Genomic DNA, 17,379 nt, shown 5'->3' with positions numbered 1-17,379 from the left:
TGCCGGAAAAGCCCACCCGTTCTTTCCAGTTCAGATATCTGAATTCAGATATTCTGATATCTGCATTCGCTAGCCTGCCACCAGAACCCCGTTCTCGTGCACTGCAACGGCATTCCGTCCAACGTCACTCCGTCCGAGACGGAAATCGCCGATCAGACGTTGCAGATTCTCCGTGAGCCGGTTGAGATCCTCCGCGGCACGCGCGATCTGCTGCGTCCCCTGCGCTGTCTCGCTCGTCACCTTGCTGATGCCCTCGACGTTCTTCGAGATCTGCTCGCTGGCACTCGACTGCTCCTCGCTTGCGGCCGCGATCTGCGTGACCATGTCCGTCACCTTCTGGCTCACGCCACGATCTCCTTCAGGCTCGCGCCTGCCTTGTCGGCCAGTTCGATCCCCCGTTCCACCTCCTGCGTCCCTTCTTCCATCGACCGCACCGCTCCCGTGGTATCGGATTGGATCTTCTTGATCATCCCGGCGATCTCTTTCGTCGCCTTCGTCGTCCGCTCGGCCAGCTTCCTGACCTCGTCCGCCACCACCGCAAAGCCGCGCCCCTGGTCCCCGGCACGGGCCGCTTCAATGGCCGCGTTCAGAGCCAGCAGGTTCGTCTGGTCCGCGATGTCGTCGATGACGCCGATGATCTCACCGATCTGATCGCTCGATTTCCCGAGCTCCTTCACCGTCTCCGCGCTCTTGTTCACCACGCCGGCGATGCGCTTCATGCCTTCGACGGTATCATCGACCACCTTCCCGCCCTGCTCAGCACTGACCCGGGCCAGTTTCGCCGTCTCCGCTGCGGCACTCGCATTCCTCGAGTTTTCGAGAATGGTCTTCGTCATCTCTTCCACTGCACTCGCCACTTCGCCCGCCTGGCTCGTCTGTTCCTGTGCCCCGGCAGCCATCTCCTCGGTGCTTGAGCTGATCTGGCTCGATGCACTCGCCGTCGCACTCACCGCCTCGCTCACCTTCCGCAGGGCATCCTGCAGGGAGCCGCCCACCTTGTTGATGCTCTCCTTGATGAGCGCCAGGTCGCCGCGGTAGTCACCATTCATCCGCGCCGTCATGTCTCCCGTCGCCATCACCGCCAGCGTGTTCGACCCCTCCTGCACCGGCTTGATCACCGCATCCAGCGTGTCGTTCACACCCTGCACGATCTTCCGGAAGTCACCCTGGTGCTTCGATGCATCGGCACGGGTCGCAAGGCGCCCTTCCACCGCCGCCTGCGACAGCATCACCGCATCGGCGACCAGATTCGCGACCGCCTGACGGGCCGTGCCCAGGCGCCCGGTGATCGCATCGAAGTTGTTCTTCACTTCGGCCGTGTCCGCATCGGCCGGATCCACAGCGAGCGAAAGGTGCAGATCACCGACGGACAATTTCTGCAGGTCGCTGGCGAGCCCGTTCACCTGTGCCTTCTGATAGCTCGCTACCTTGTCGGCGATCGCCTGCGCACGTCGCACCGCCGTTTGGTCCACAACGATCTCGAGCACACCGATCATCTCGTTCTTCTCATCCCGCACGGGAACACCCGTGTAGGCGATCTCGAGCTGATTCTTCCCGGGGCGTGCCGTGGTCTCCCCCTGCTCCGTCTTGCCCGTTGTGAGCGCCCGCATGCAGGCACATTCACCACTCGTGCAGTGATCGGTGCGGAAATGGTCGGAGCATTTCGTTCCGGTGAGTGACGCGGGCGTGCGGTCGCCGACAGCAGCTCCGATCTTGTTGATGTATTGAATGGTCCGGTTCCGGTCGATCACCATTGCCGGGACAGGTATGGAGTCGATGAACCCGACAAGACTGTCAAGCGTGGCATTGACCCCCTGAACGATCTTCCGGAAGTCGCCGCCGTGCCTGGATGCATCGGCGCGCGTCGCAAGCTTCCCTTCGACCGCGGTCCTTGACAGCAGGACGGCATCGGCCACGAGTGCATTCACGGCACCGATGGCCTGGTTCAGGTTGTTCTTGATCTCATTGAAATCGCCGTTGTAGCTGTCGGTGATCCTGGCGGGGATGTCGCCCTTCGAGATCCGGTCCACGTACTCCGCAGCGACGTTCAATGGTCCGATCACCGCATCCAGCGTACCATTGACCCCCTGCACGATCTCACGATAGCCTCCCTGGAACTTCTCCGCATTGCCGCGGGTGGCAAGCTTGCCCTCGACCGCCGCCTTCGACAGCATCCCTGCCTCGGCCACCAGGCCACGCAGCGCGGTGATCGCATTCTGCAGGGCTGTACCGAGCACGTCCTCGCGTGACCGTGGTGTGACCTCGACGGACAGATTGCCTGCCGATATCTGGTGCGCGGCGTCGGCCTGCTCCTTCGTGTTCGCGACAAGCGTGGCAAAGGCTTTGCTGAGTTTGCCGACCTCGTCGTTGGTCTCTCTGCCTGATATCTGCACGTTCACGTCCCCGGTCGCGAGCTTCGCGGCGCTTTCTGCCACGCTCTTGATCGGAAGACCGATGATGCGCGCAAGGAACACGCCGAGGCCGATGGCGAGGACCATGGCGACCGCGATCGCGATGATCAGCGCGCGTTCACTCGACCCCACCTGAGCGTCGGTCGCCGCGTCGAGTTCGTCTGCAATGCGCGTATTGATCTCGACCAACGCGGTCAGCGCTTTCCGGCTCGCTGTGAGCTCTTCACGTGCAGGCCCATCGATCAACGCCAGCGCTTTGACTTCCTCGCCATTCATCACCATCTCCAGCGCGCGGTCGCGGACCCCACTGTACGTCGTCCAGTGTGCACGGAACGATTCCAGGACCTTCTGTTCTTCTGCTCCCGGATTCCCTTGCGCATACTTTGAAACCAGGTCGTCTACCTTCTTCGATTCTGTCCTGACGATGCCTATATATTTGGTTCGCGCTTCGGGGGTCTTGGACATGAAGACATTCCGTACGTCGCCGCGCGCCGTGAGCAACGCGGCATTTGCATTTCCCAGGCCCACGATCGGGACCAGGCGGTCGCGATACAGCTCATCCTGATTTCCCGCGAGGACGCTTATTCCCGAGTAGCCGAAGTATCCGACAATAGCTGCAATGAGGGCGACGAGGACATAACTGCTGATCAGTTTCGTCGCAATGTTGAGGTCATAGAACCATTTCATAGCTCCCCGCCTGAGTGGTCTTTGAATAGTACACGTGTCAACGTGACATACGTTCTCAGACAGGAGGAGTACAATGAGTGTACCACTTCGAAAAAAGAAGGGGTCCAGAATTCTTCCCAAATATCTTCGAATGGGAGACCTGGACCCCCTGAACTCGCGAAAATCAGCGATATGCGGGCCGTTCCATGGTTAAAATTCAGCTACTGAAGAAACATCGCCAACGTTTCGCCTCCATGGATGACCTCAGAAGCGGCCTTCGAAGCGCACGCCAAAGACCGATGCATTGCCGACCAGTCGCGAACAGCACGGGGCGATCACGTATTGAAAGTCAGGCTGCACGGCTATCGATGGAAGCAACTGGATCCGGTACGCCAGTTCGATGCTGACTTCACCGCCACGATCCGGCAATTCTTCCATGTCTGCGGGGTCAAGCAGCGTGTTCCTTTGCGCGAATGTGACGCCGAGGCCAAGCCTATCGCTGTCGCGCCCCGGGATCAAGCCCGTATACACACCGCCACCCGAGAAATTCGCACGGTACCGGTTGAGCCGTAGCTCCGCGAATCCGACGCGTGTGAAGAGGCAGAGCCCTTCTTCCCCGCCATCTTCACGGAGGACCTGCTGCTCGGCAAGGACGTAGGCTCCCCCGTTGGGCAATGGAGAGTCGACAGACGGGGGATACCACCACGCACCCACAGCATACTTCGACCGTGAGCCGCCATCCTCCCCATCGCTCACGACACCGCCTTCGGCTACGACGAGGACACCTTGATCCCTGGACCAGGAGAACGACGGCGTGTACGGATCATCCTTCGATCCCGGGTGACCGTCGATGACCGCGGTCTGGGCGTAGACGCTCCCGAATTCACCCCGCAGACGCACTGTGAGAGCAGGGTTCGGAAAGATCCCCGGGCCATTCGGGCCGGTCTGCGCAAGCTCCTTGCCGACACCAAATGAAGAATTGAGGAATACGACGGCCGCATCGGTCACATAGAATTCTGCATTCAGATCGTACAGACCGGCAAGGACCGACACCTGATCATCCAGGAAGGACTGGCGCACCCAGAATTGATACAACTTGGTCAGCCGCGTCGATTCGATGTTGCTGACGATCTGCGCGTCCCCGACATATCTGCTCACCGAGCCGCCATTGTTGGCGATCGCATGGGCAAAGAACGAAAGCCCCATGAAGCCCGAAGGCTGCATCGGCATCGATGGCCAACTGCAGATCGAACTGATTGATCGACCCACCATGGGATTCCACCCCACCATTGAGGTCCGACATCTGGTCGGTCCGGTACATCGCACTCAACGTGAATCCCGCGGCTTCCAGGCGCGGGCGGGTTCCACCCCAGGTGCCGGTGATCACCGGCCAGGTCGCAAAGCCTGATGGCTGATGGAGCGCAAGGGCAGACGAGGCGGTGGTCGGTGTGGCCGTCGGGGCCGGGTTTGCTGATGCTGTCGCGATGAGCGCTACAGAATCCTTGCCGTCGCGTTGGAGTTGGTCGGCTGCCAGTGCTGGAGCCGCAAGAAGGATGATGGCCGCCAGGGCCGCACGTGTGCGCAAGAGCATTTCACAGTCTCCGATGTCAGTTCACATGTCCGACTCGGAAGACCAAAATCGATGCCACGCGCAAAACGGCGAAACCATGCGCCCATACGCAAGCCTGGAAAGGGAAAAGCCAGTAGGTTGTAGAATCTACGCAGCGACGGGTGGACGCAGCCGGAAGCCGTCGTGGTCGCGCCAACCGGTGGATGCTCTGATCCAATCCTCAACGGTCACAGGCTCGTCGCACTGCTCTTCTTCAAACACGAAGAACCGGCAATCCGTACGATGATCCGGCCCACCGGGGAGAGCATCCTCTCCGCACTCCGGACAGCATTCGGGAGGTGTTGTTTCAGGCCATCGGTAGCTGCGGCGCATGGCTGTGCTCCTCACTTGCAAGTGCTTGTTCGAGTGCCTTGTGCAGCGACGCCATGTCGTGCGGTTTACACAGAACGAGTTCGATCGCTGCAGCACGGGCTTCCTGACGGACGGCTTCGGGAAGATAGCCGGACATGAGGAACATTCTGGCCCGCAGATGGCGGGCCTGCAGGGTCCTGGCCAATTCGATCCCGTTCATTCCCGGCAGATAGTAATCGATGAGGACCAGGTCGACATTCGACCACGATGCCTCACGCAACGCTTCTTCTGCTGTTGCCACGCCGTATGTTTCGAATCCCAGCGACGAAAGGAACGTCGTCAGGGCCTTCCGGAAGAGATGATCGTCTTCCACAATGAGAACCGTCCGCATGCGCTTTGGCATCCCGTCGAATTGTTGATATCCCCCCCCTCCCATCTCACATATCAGAGATACCCAAAACCCATGCCAGCAGGCCGGATCACAGGAAATGCTGGAAGCGGCGCAATTTCGCCATCGGAGGGAGTCAGGGAGTGACACCGGCATGATACGCGTGCCGAATATCAGCCACGTGCCTGTGGTGTGTGAAACATGAGCGGTCAGGTGCGGGGAGCATCCAGGCACTCGCGCACTGCGGAAAGGAACTCATCGATCTGGAATGGCTTCCGGACCGCGCGCAAGTGTTCTTCCTGGAGGAGCGAGGAAATGAGCTGGTCCGATGTGTACCCGGAACAGAACATCGCTTTGAGGTTCTTGTTGATATGCTTCATGGCCAGATAGGTCTGGCCCCCGTCCATACCCGGGAGGATGAGGTCAAGGATCACCAGCGAGATCTCTTCATGGTGCTCCTGATACGCAGCGAGTGCTTCGGTGCCGTCGCGCGCCGTCAGGACGCGATAGCCATGTTCGGCCAGGATATCGCGGCCGAACTCCCGCATCCCCTGTTCATCGTCAACCAGCAGGATGAGCTCGGAGCGTGGCACGGCGACCTCACCATTGCGCACGCCATCCTTGCGGTGAGCATCAGCAAGGGGCATATACACGGAAAAGGCGCTGCCGTGTCCGGGCGACGAGTCGACAAGCACGATCCCGCGATGGCCACGGATCACCGTATAGACGATCGAAAGCCCCAGCCCCGCTCCGCGGCCGGATTCCTTCGTTGTGAAGAATGGATCGAAGATCCTGTCGGCGATCTCCTGACGAATCCCGACGCCCGTATCCGTCACGCGGAGGAGGATGCATTCATCGCCGACGGGCAACGCCAATGCGGGAGCGATGGCCTCGGTGATGCGGACGCGCATGGCCTCGAGCGTGATCGTGCCACGGCCGCCGGTGGACACCTGTGCCTGGATTGCATCACGGGCATTGAGGCCGAGATTCATCAACGCCTGGCGGAGTTCGCCACGGGCGGCCGTGATCAGCGGCAGGGAGATCTCGCACCGTTTATGGATCGTGATCGTGTCGGGGCACTCGCTCCGGAGCAATTCGGTAACCTCGTCCATCAGGGGGCCGATCGCGACCGGCTCCGTCGAGCGTTCTTCCACGCGGGCGAAGGCCAGGAGCCGTTGGGTCACCTCGTCGGCACGGTGCACCGACTGCTCGATCGCCTGACTGTATTTCAGGACCCGGCCGTGGTCATGGATGTACTTCTTGATGAGGGTCGCGAACCCGAGCACATTGTTCAGGATATTGCTGAACTCATGGGCGATGCCACCCATCACCGTTGCCGTGCTTTCCATCCGTCGCGCCACGAGTGCCCGCTCCTGTGCATCGCGGCGTTCGGTGACGTCCCGGATGATCATCACATATCCTTCGACCGAGCTCCCGGCCTCCCGCACCGAAGCCACGAGGATCTCGGCCCAGAAGGACGAGCCGTTCGGACGGGTGTGCCACACCTCGACCTGAACCTCTTCGCCGGCCCCCGCACTGAACAGCCAATCGGCTGCTCCTCCCCCCCCCCCGGCCGATTCCGGAATGAGCGCACTGACGTGCTGCCCCGTGATCTCCGCCTCGGTATATCCCGTGATCAATTCCGCCCCGGCGTTCCAACTTACGATATGCCCGGCAGGATCGAGGAACACGATGGCAATGTCCCTCAGGTATTGCACCATCAGGCGGTGCTTGCGCTCGGTCTCCTGCAGTGCGCGCTCGGTCTCCTGCCGCTCCTGCCGCTCCCGCAACTCCCGGATGGCGCGGCGCGCCACAGGCGTCAGGCGCGTCAGGCGCTGCTTCAATACGTAGTCCGTCGCGCCGCTCTTCACCGCCTCGATCGCGATGTCCTCCCCCGATGCGCCGGAGACAAATATAAAGGGAAGATCCGGATACCTGGCGCGGACGATCCGCAACGCGGTCAACCCATCGAAGGATGGGAGGGCATAGTCGGCAAGGATGAGATCATAGGACCCGGTGGCGATCGCCGTTTCAAAGCTCTCCCGTGTATCGACACGGTCGATCACGTGTTCCACCCCGTCATTCTGCAGCCTCAGGGCAATGAGCTCGGCATCCAGCGCGTTGTCTTCGAGACAGAGTATCCGTAGCTGCGCTGCGCTCATGCGGCCACCTCCGTCCCGGCCGCAAGCGAGTGAAGATGGAAGTAGAATGTTGCCCCCTGGCCTGTCTGGGCCTCGGCCCAGATCCACCCCCGGTGGCGGCGGATGATGCGCTGCACGATCGCAAGCCCCACACCCGTCCCCTTGAAATCCTCCTCGCGATGAAGCCGCTGGAACACACCGAACAACCGCTCGGCATTCGCAGGATCGAACCCTACGCCATTGTCGCGGACGAAGTACACGCGTGCCGGGCCCGTACCATTGCACCCGACATGGATCTTCGCCTGCGCGCATCGTGAGGTGAACTTCACGGCGTTGGCAAGCAGATTGTGATAGACCTGCTTCATGAGCGTCGGGTCCCCCTGGAAGGGCGGCAATGGGTCGATCTGAAAATCCACGACCCTGCCTTCGAGTTCAGACTGGAGGACCTCCAGTACATCCCGGACCAGTACCGTCGGGTCGACCGGCATCATGCGTACCGGCGACCGCCCCGTACGGGAGAGGGTCAGGAGTGCCCCGATGAGGTCCTGCATCTTTCCCGCACTCACCTTCAGAAATTCGACATAGCGCTGCCCGTCCGCAGAGAGCTGCTCCCCGCAACGGTCCGCAAGCGCCCGCGAAAATCCATCGATCGCCCGCACAGGCGCCTGCAGATCGTGCGAGATGCTGTACGTGAACGCTTCCAACTCCTGGTTCGTGAATTCCAGTTCGGCGGTCCGCTGTTTCACGCGGTCCTCGAGTTCAGCATTCAGCAACCGGTTCTCTTCCTCGGCCTTCTTGAGCGCTGAAATGTCGGTGAACGTCGTGTGCACCTGATAGGGCCGGTCTTCTCCCGGCCGGAACAACGGCACGGCGTTCACAATGATCCAGCGATACTCGTCCAACGATGGGTTGAACACGCCCATCATGAAGTCATGGACCTGCTTCCCCGTACGCAGCGCCACCATGGCCGGATGGGCAGACCCGGCAAGGTCCGTGCCATCCTCACGTACCGTCCGCCAGCGAGGATCGAGAGAGGTGCGGCCGATCATCTGATCGAAAGTCAGGCCGAGGATCCGTTCACCGGCAGGATTGGTCGAGAGGATCCGGCCGTCGCTTGCCTGATACACGACCCCCTGGGCCATGGTCTCAACGAGGTTCCGGTGCCGCTCTTCGGAGAGCCGGATGCCTTCTTCGCGCTGCCGCTGGGCGGTGATATCCTCGAATGCGATGACAAGGCGTGAGCCGGGAAGACGGAAGAGGGACAACCGGTAGGTCCCCTTCACCGTGCCGTCATCATAGTCCAGACTATCCACATGGAGCACGGCACCATGGTGGATCACATTCATCACCTGTTCCCGCACCCCCTCGCGACCATACCAGCGGGGCCAGAGCTCGTCCAACGACCTCCCGCGCACTTCAGGCAGCGAGAATCCGGTCAGCCTCTCGGCCTCGCCATTGCCGCCGGTGAGGATGAAGCGGCCCGTGGCGGGTGCGTGCTGATAGATGAAAATGCCGACAGGCATCGAGCGGATGATATCTTCCGATGTCTGAAGGCTCTCTTGCAGCGCCTGTTCCGCCCTGCGGCGCGCCGAGATATCGCGCCAGGACGTGTGGAGGATCGTCCGGCCATGCAGCGGGATGGCGGTCAGCACAACATCAACGGGAACCAACGAACCGTCAGCACGGGTGTGCATCCATTCGAAATGGACACATCCTTCACGCAATCCCCGTTCGATCAACGCCGCCGCCTTGCGATCGGATGGTTCACCATCAGGCTGCATGGGTGGGGAGATGGAGGAGGGGTCCCGGCCGATGAGATCGGTCTTCGAGGGCATACCGAGAAGTTCCAGCGCGCGGGCATTGCAGTCGATGAACACACCGCCATCGATCAGCAGATTCCCCTCGCCGCCTTTCTCAAAGAGGAGACGGAACAGATGCTCGCGTTCCCTGACATCAAGATCCGATTGATGGCTGTGCCGGAAATACCCCTCAATGAGGATCACGCCGGCGAACATCAGGAGCGAGATCAGGAGTCCGACGATCTCGTTGAGGTCAGCCCCCGGGGTGTTCCCCTTGTTCAGGAGGAGGATCAGTGCGATGACACGGCGGAGGGCCATCAGGAGAAGCGCGGACGAAATGAGGAACCACGCCACCCGCCTGCCCGTGTACCGGATGAGGCGGATCGCCCATGCCGCGGCAGCCAGTTGAAGGCCGATCGACACGATCACCACGAACGTCGTCATGGTTCCCTGCGCTATTATCGGCGCCCGTCCAGGACATCTCGTACAAGCTGGATGAACGACTCCGGATTGAACGGCTTCTGTATCGCCTGCAGGTGCTCCTCTTCCAGCAACGCCGAGATGACCTGGTCCGGCATGTATCCGGTACAGAAGAACGCCTTCAGTTCGGGATCGATCTTCTTCAACTCAAGATACGTCTGTCCACCATCCATCCCGGGCATCACCAGATCGAGGACGACCAACTTGATCTTGTCGCGATGGCGGCGGTACACCTCCACCGCTTCCTGTCCCGTACTGGCGATCAGGACCTTGTACCCCTCATCCTCCAGCAACTCGCATCCGAGTTCCTGCATCGACTCTTCATCGTCGACGATCAGGATGGTCTCATTCATTCCGCGCGCCGGGGCCGATGGGGTGGCAACCACCGGGCGGGACGACGCCGATGGCACCGCGGGGAAATAGACGTGGAATGTGGTCCCTTCACCCTCTTCGCTATCCACGACGATCGTCCCGTGATGATTGCGAACGATGCTGTACACCACCGAGAGGCCGAGGCCCGTTCCACGACCGCGTTCCTTGGTCGTGAAGAAGGGATCGAAGATGCGCTCGCGGATGTCCGCAGGGATGCCGATGCCGTCGTCGCTGACCCGGATCTCCACATAGTTCTCGGAGGGGACCCCGAGCATCGAGGCACTGATCCGCTCGCCCACCTTCCCGTTGAACGCCCCGATGCTGATCGCACCGGCACCACCCTGACTCCGAGACGTGACCGCATCACGCGCGTTCACACACAGGTTCAGCAGCACCTGGTACACCTCCCCGTGATCGCCAAGAATGGACCGGAGGGCGTCGTCGCAATGACGGGTCACACTGATCGTCCTGGGGAATGTCTCGCCACAGAGGCTGAAGACCTCGTCCATGATCTGCGCCACATTCACCGTCACGCTCTCGCGTTTCGCCTTTCTCGCAAAGGACAGGAGTTGGGCCGACAGCTCCGCACCCCGCGTGGCGGACTTCTCGATGGTCGCGGTGTACTTCAGGACCTTTTCGGGTTCCTGCGCGTGCTTCTTGATCTGGAGCACGAACGCGATGACGTTGTTGAGGATATTGTTGAAATCATGCGCGATCCCGCTCGCCAGCGTACCGATACTCTCCATTTTGTGCGACTGCCGGACCTGCTCCTCCAGCTTCTTCCGTTCGGTGATATCATACATGTACCCCTTGAATTCGGCGAAACTGCCGTCGGCCAGCGTGATGGCAATGGCGTTCATGACCACATGGATCAACTGGCCGTCAGGACGGACCAGGTCAAGTTCGAATTCCTCCACACGGCCGCGGGCACGCAGGATATCGAAGATCGAGTCCCGCACTTCGGGCGAGGAAAAGAGCGAGAGCACGTTGCATTGCATTGCACTCACCACCGACGGGAACCCCACGATCCGTGCGAATGCCGGGTTCGCATCCAGCAACGTTCCGTCCACCTTCGCGATGAAATCGCCCGTGAGATCGTCCTCGAAGAACCGCCGGTACCGCTCCTCGCTCTCACGAAGGTCATGTTCCGCCTTCCGCCGCTCCGTGATGTCGCGGAGCACCATGGTCATCAGGCGCTCACCCCGGGCCTCCACCTGGGACACGGACACTTCCAGCGGGAATTCTGTGCCGTCCGCGCGGAGGCCGGTGATGGCATCCGCATCGCTGATGCGCGCCTGTGCCCCTCCGACCCGGGCGATCTCGTCGAAGGTGCGAACGGTGGATTCGCGCAGGCGTGCCGGAATGAACCCCCCGATGGACTTGCCGACGGCCGCCGCCGCGCTGCATCGGAACATCTGCTCGGCCGCCGCATTGAAGAGCACGATCTCGTGGTGGCTGGTCACGGTAACGATCGCATCCATCGCCGACTGGATGATGCCGGTCATGCGCGCTTCGCTGATGCGCAACGCCTCTTCCGCCGCACGCTGTTCGGTCACATCGCGGAACACCACAACGATACCGGTGGTCTCCCCACGGTCATCCTTGATCGGGGCGGCACTCTCCTCGATGGGGATCTTCGAGCCGGACCTGCTGACCAGGACCGTGGCGCCGGCTTCATGAGCCTCACTGTGTTCGAAGGCGGTCTTGAAGACATCAGCAAGTTGGCGGCCGGACGCATCCCTGACCATCCATCCCGTCAGCCGCTCCGCGATGGGGTTCATGAACGTTATCGCCCCGGCAGTGTCCGCCGCGATGATCGCGTCACCGATGCTGCGCAGCGTGGTGGTGAGCCAGCGTTCGCTTTCGCGCAGGCGCGCCTCGATGCGATGTTTGTACAGCGCCATCTCGATGGTGATCGAGAGTTCGCGCTCCTCAAAGGGCTTCAGGATGTATCCGAAGGCGTCGGTGACCTTCGCGCGCTGCAGGGTGTTGTCGTCCGCGTAGGCGGTCAGATACACGATCGGCAGGCCGTACAGCTCACGGATCCTGTCCGCCGCCGTGATGCCGTCGACATCCCCCTTCAGCATGATATCCATCAGCACCAGATTCGGCCTGTGCCGTCCCGCCTCCGTGATGGCCTCTGCAGCGGTCGATGCAATGGCAACGACCGAATACCCGCGGCGGGTCAGGCGCGCCGCGATATCCTTTGCGACGATGTGTTCGTCCTCAACAACAAGGATAGATGCCTGGGTCATCCTGCTATGCTCCGTTCGGTGAAGTGGACGCGTCCGGTCCCCGCCGGCCGTTCGTGTCCTGCGCGTACTTGTCGGCGATCTCCGGATACAGGTGAGAGAAACACTCGGGACACATTCCATGACTGAACTGTGCCTGCGTATGCTCGGTCAGATAGCGCTCGACCTGGGTCCAGTACCCGCTGTCGTCCCTGATCTTCTTGCACGAGGCGCAGATCGGGAGCAGGCCACTCAGGGTCTTCACGCTCTGGAGCGCCCCCTGGAGCTCTTCCTGGGCACGGCGGCGCCGCACAAGCTCTTCCTGCAGGTCGGCGGTTCGCTCCCTCACCCGGATGTCCAGGTCCTGACCGATCCGGCGCAGTTCCTCTGCGGATCGCCTCCGCTCGGTGGTGGATGCACCGAGGAGCAAGCCCGTAAGCCCGAGAGAGGCGGTATACCCGTAGAAGAACACGAGCCCGACAGCGAAGCGCGGTTCAGCGAACGGCCCCTCGCCGTGGAGCACCCCCCAGAGGGCGAAGGCCACACCGACGGCAGTGGCTGCGGTTGCCCCCTTCTGTCCGAACCGCAAGGCAGCCCAGATCACGAACGGGAATGCGACGAACGACAGCGGGGCAACAAGGTCCAGCTCGAATACCCCCGCGTGCACAACGGTCGCCCCTGACACCAGCAGCATGAACATGATGACGCCCTCTCCTTTGCGCGCGGAGGAGAGCCAGAGTTCTTCCCGGTGCGACCAGGCAAGAGCGAGCGACCCGATCACGAGTGTTCCCATCGCATCGCCCAACCACCAGAAGCGCCAGAGATGCCCGGCATCCCGCCACAGAACGACGCCGCTCCCGCAGAGAGCAAGGGTTCCCGCGGTCGCGCCGACCATCGGAGCGATCCCCACGGCAAAAAGGAGGAACGCCAGGATGTCGCTCACCCTCCTGAGTCCGGGCCGGAGATCCGAAGCGTTGCGGAGGAGGTAGACGCCGACCGATCCTTCCAGGACGACGCTCACCGCGACGATGATGGAGACCCACGCCGGCATGCCGGCCATGGTGGTCACCACCAGAGAGCCTGCCAATAACGCGGGCACGATGCGGGGGCCGAAGATCAACAGCGAGGCCAGCGCGATGCCGGCCGGGAACCAGACCGGAGCAAGCCGGGGTGTGGAGATGGAGGTCGCCAGACTTCCGTACGCCCCCAGGGCGATCACGATCGCCACCACGAGCAGAGCAACCCGGTGACGCCGCTGCAACGACACCACGAGTCCCTCCCACAGGGAGATGTCGCTCACCGCTGCCGGATGAAGAGGCACATGGTCTCCGTTCTGTTGGAGGCGCCGCGATACGCGGCACCCGAGATCAACACATCGATCGGCCCGATCCCGTTCCCACGCAGATGGAACGGCCGGCTGTCCATGGACACCGCAGTGGAGAGATGATCAACGATCTCCTCACCCTCACGTGGTCTACCGAAGAGGTCCTTCAGCGGACGCCCGCACACGTCAGGCGCCCCCAACGCGTCAGCGCCTCGAAGGCAGGCGATACCGCCAGCACGAGGCCATCGGCGCCGAGGATCAGGCTCGCAGCAGGCGGGATCGCAGCGGATTCCTGCACCGCGGCGTGGAGCTTGCTTTCGAGGACACACAGCGTCATCTCGAAACGTCCCCGCTGATCCACAGCGATGCTTCCCTTGAACGCTCCGGTGCGGAGTGTCCCATCCTTGAGAACGATCTCAAGCATCACGGTCTCCAGGACAGGCGAACTCTTGAACCGCGTGAAGGTCGAAACGAACCGGTCGATACTTCCCGAAGAGAGGAATTCTCCGAACCACCGGCCGATCACCTCGTCCTGGGCATGACCGAACAACTCCAGCCAGGCCTTATTGACACGGAGGATGTGTCCATCAGCATCGAGGGCGTGGAACGGGATCGGCGCGTTCTCGAACATCAGGCGGAAGCGTTCCTCGCTCTCCCGCATGCGCTTCTCCGACTGGTGCTTGTACAGCGCCATCTCGATCGTCGAATAGAGTCCGCGTTCATCGAAGGGCTTCAGGATGTATCCGAAGGGCTCGGAGACTTTGGCGCGCGCCAGCGTGGCTTCGTCCGACGATGCGGTGATGAAGACGACCGGAATGTCGAACCGCCGCCGGATCTCCTCCGCCGCCTGAATGCCATCCATATCGCCCGGCAGGAGGATGTCCATCAGGACCAGATCCGGCCGCGTGGCTTCGCACCGTTGCACGGCCTCACGGCCAGCGGCCGCCCGCGCCGCGATCGTGTACCCGAGCGTCATGAGCCAACGCGTCAGATCCTCCGCAACGATGAGTTCGTCCTCAACCACCATGATGTTTGTACTGCCCATACCGCCTCGCTATTTCCGGAATGTCATGATGAATTCTGCCCCCCGCTCGGCCGGCTGCAGCGCCACTTCACCCTGCACCTGATCCGCAAGCATGCGCACGAGCGTAAGCCCGAGGCTGTCCGACGTCTCGAAGTCCACATCCGCGGGGAACCCCACCCCATTGTCCCGCACCGCAAGCCGCACCATGTCATCGCTGACGGGATGCAGGTCGATATCGATGCGCCCTCCCCGGCCCTCAGGGAAAGCGTATTTCAACGCGTTGGTGACCAATTCGTTGACGATGATCCCGCACGGGATCGCACGGTCAACGGCAAGGAGGACCTGCGACGCATGGACGTTGAGCGACACCCCGTGCGCCCCGATCCCGTACGAACGGAAGAGCTGGGTCGTGAGTTCCCGCAAATAGTCGGAGAAATCGATCTCTGCGAGGTTCGCCGACTGATACAGTTTCTCATGGATGAGAGCCATGGATTTCACACGGTTCTGGCTCTCTTTGAAGATCTTGATCATCGCCTCGTCCTTCAGGTATTCGGACTGAAGGCTGAGGAGACTGGAGATCACCTGGAGGTTATTCTTGACACGGTGGTGGATCTCCTTCAGGAGGACCTCCTTTTCCCGGAGCGAATTCCTGAGCGCCTCGTCGGCACGCTTGCGCGCCGTGATATCCCGCGCCACACCGACCATTGCCACCGGCTCGTTGTCGTCGTTGCGCACGATGGAGGTCCAGAGCTCCACCGGGAAGATCGACCCATCCGCCCTGTGGTTCAGCACCTCGCCATACCACGAACCGTTCAGCGTCCCGTTGCGGATCTCATTCATCTCCACGGCCGCCGATGCACCGCTCCGCACCATCGCGATGTCCTGTCCGAGGATCTCTTCCTCGCGGTACCCGTAGGTCTCAAGGAATGCATCGTTCACGAACAGCACCCTGTCTTCCAGATCGGTGATCGTCACACAATCGCGGGCGCTCGTGATGGTATGCGCGAGGAGACGCAGCCTCCTCTCCGCTTCCTTGCGTTCGGTGATATCGCTGACACTCCCCCAGACACGCACAAGCCTTCCCGCCTCGACCGTGCCGGTGACACTATGCAGCACTTCGCGGACCGGTCCGGACGGAGGCATGAGCACGGATTCAAAGGCGGTCAGGCGGTAGCCGGAGATGACGAACTCTTCAACGGTGCGACGGTCCTCGACCCGGGTATCGGTGAAGAGACGCGTCAGCGTGGTCCCGATGAGTTCCCGCGGGTGCTCACACCCGCAGAGGCGCGCGAACGGCAGATTGCATTCCGCGAAATAGCTGCGTTCAAAGAGCAGCTCCAGTTGCTTCGCAGGCGGCAGATCCACGGGGATCGGTTCCAGCATTTCAATGCGCCAGATGCCCTCCGAACTATTCTCGACGAAGGTGCGGTACCGTTCCTCGCTTTCGCGCAGCCACTCTTCGGCCTTCTTCCTCTCGGTGATGTTCCGGGAAATGGTGACGACCGCGGACACGTTCCCCGAGGCATCCTTCATGGGCGACACCTGGTCCAGGAACCAGAAGAGTTGCCCATCCCACATCATCCTGGTCTCGTCCGTGAAGCCCTGCCCGGTATCGACCACCCGCTGGATACGGTCGCGGATCTGCCGGGCAAAGCCGGATTCGTGGACCTCCTCCGGGAGCTTTCCCTGCAGCTGCTCCATGCGGACACCGAACCGGAAGGGGCCATTGTAATACAGGTACCGCCCTTCGATGTCCTGCATGATGATGATGTCTTCCGTGCACTCCAGGAGGGAGTGCAGGTATTCGTCGCCGGTCGGGAGCCGCAGATGTCCGTCACCCGAAGACCGGTGGATCATCTGTTCCTGCGGCATCGCGACGAAGATCGTTGTATCGCCGGACACCACGACCCTGCAGCGCAACGGACGGAGCGGTTGCGCGGAGAAGACGAGTTCGTCGGTGGCCGGCCCCCCGAGGGTGGTGCGGATGCGGCGCAACAGCACCCGTATCCTGCCAAGACTCTCTTCCGTCAGGAAGGTATCGATAGCCCTGCCGATCGTCTCCGTGGCCGGTAGACCGGTGTGGCGCTCGGCAGCAGTGTTCCAGAAAACGACCTCGGCGTCGGACCCGATGCCAATGCACACTTCTTCGAGCGTGCCGATGATGGATTGAAGCCGTGAGGATGCGCGGCCGGCGATCCCCTCCGCCGTGTGGCGTGGGGTGATGTCGTTGATCAGAAGGATGTACTCGGCCTTGCGGGGTGAGATCTGACGGCGGCGGGCAGCAAGTGTACACCAGCGGTGATCATCGTTCGCGGTGCGCACCCGGCATTCGATCTGGAAATGCTGCCGGGCCAGGACGGCCGCATCGATCGCGCGGACGGCGGCGGGCCGGTCATCGGTGTGAATGAGGCGGTGCCAGAGCCGGCCGCGGGATTGCCGGACCGTGGTTCCGGTGAACGACAGCGCCAGGTCGTTCGCGCCGACAAGCGCTCCCGCCCCATCGAGAACGAACGTGAGGCCGGGAATGTGCGCGGCAAAGTGCTGCCCCTCCCCGATCGTTGTCCGGGGTCGGGCCCCCTTCCGCGCGGGGCGTCCCCCTCCCTTCTTCCGGCGCAGGGGCAT

Annotated in this window: 11 protein-coding genes; all 11 read right to left on the bottom strand. The window is 61.8% G+C overall.

Features of this window, described 5'->3' with window-relative positions; genetic code table 11:
- Positions 1-69 precede the first annotated feature (69 nt).
- The gene (locus IPI01_10835; protein MBK7258272.1) at positions 70-345 is read right to left on the bottom strand and encodes a hypothetical protein; all 276 of its coding nucleotides are present in this window, start codon (positions 343-345) and stop codon (positions 70-72) included.
- Complete coding sequence (locus IPI01_10830; GenBank protein ID MBK7258271.1) at positions 342-3,098, bottom strand: MCP four helix bundle domain-containing protein; 2,757 nt, start codon at positions 3,096-3,098, stop codon at positions 342-344. The genes IPI01_10835 and IPI01_10830 overlap by 4 nt, the downstream gene beginning before the upstream one ends.
- A gap of 243 nt (positions 3,099-3,341) precedes the next feature.
- On the bottom strand, positions 3,342-4,349 hold the full coding sequence (locus IPI01_10825) for a carbohydrate porin (protein MBK7258270.1): 1,008 nt from the start codon (positions 4,347-4,349) through the stop codon (positions 3,342-3,344).
- A gap of 644 nt (positions 4,350-4,993) precedes the next feature.
- On the bottom strand, positions 4,994-5,389 hold the full coding sequence (locus IPI01_10820) for a response regulator (GenBank protein ID MBK7258269.1): 396 nt from the start codon (positions 5,387-5,389) through the stop codon (positions 4,994-4,996).
- Positions 5,390-5,595: 206 nt separating this feature from the next.
- Positions 5,596-7,548 (bottom strand): response regulator, encoded by a 1,953-nt coding sequence (locus tag IPI01_10815; GenBank protein ID MBK7258268.1) that lies wholly within the window; start codon positions 7,546-7,548, stop codon positions 5,596-5,598.
- On the bottom strand, positions 7,545-9,770 hold the full coding sequence (locus IPI01_10810) for a PAS domain S-box protein (GenBank protein MBK7258267.1): 2,226 nt from the start codon (positions 9,768-9,770) through the stop codon (positions 7,545-7,547). Before IPI01_10810 ends, IPI01_10815 begins: the two co-directional genes overlap by 4 nt.
- A gap of 14 nt (positions 9,771-9,784) precedes the next feature.
- Positions 9,785-12,433 carry a PAS domain S-box protein gene (locus IPI01_10805; GenBank protein ID MBK7258266.1) on the bottom strand — a complete coding sequence of 883 codons (2,649 nt, stop codon included), beginning with the start codon at positions 12,431-12,433 and terminating at the stop codon, positions 9,785-9,787.
- A 4-nt stretch (positions 12,434-12,437) separates the two neighbouring features.
- Positions 12,438-13,730, bottom strand: coding sequence for an MASE1 domain-containing protein (locus IPI01_10800; GenBank protein ID MBK7258265.1), 1,293 nt, complete (start codon positions 13,728-13,730; stop codon positions 12,438-12,440).
- Positions 13,706-13,918, bottom strand: a complete 213-nt coding sequence (locus IPI01_10795; GenBank protein MBK7258264.1) for a hypothetical protein — start codon at positions 13,916-13,918, stop codon at positions 13,706-13,708. Before IPI01_10795 ends, IPI01_10800 begins: the two co-directional genes overlap by 25 nt.
- Complete coding sequence (locus IPI01_10790; GenBank protein MBK7258263.1) at positions 13,900-14,778, bottom strand: response regulator; 879 nt, start codon at positions 14,776-14,778, stop codon at positions 13,900-13,902. Before IPI01_10790 ends, IPI01_10795 begins: the two co-directional genes overlap by 19 nt.
- A gap of 9 nt (positions 14,779-14,787) precedes the next feature.
- Positions 14,788-17,379 (bottom strand): PAS domain S-box protein, encoded by a 2,592-nt coding sequence (locus IPI01_10785; GenBank protein ID MBK7258262.1) that lies wholly within the window; start codon positions 17,377-17,379, stop codon positions 14,788-14,790.

It is taken from the genome of Ignavibacteriota bacterium (assembly GCA_016707525.1).
Lineage (GTDB): Bacteria > Bacteroidota > Ignavibacteria > UBA10030 > UBA6906 > JAGDMK01.
This window is presented reverse-complemented; position numbering and strand designations above follow the sequence as displayed.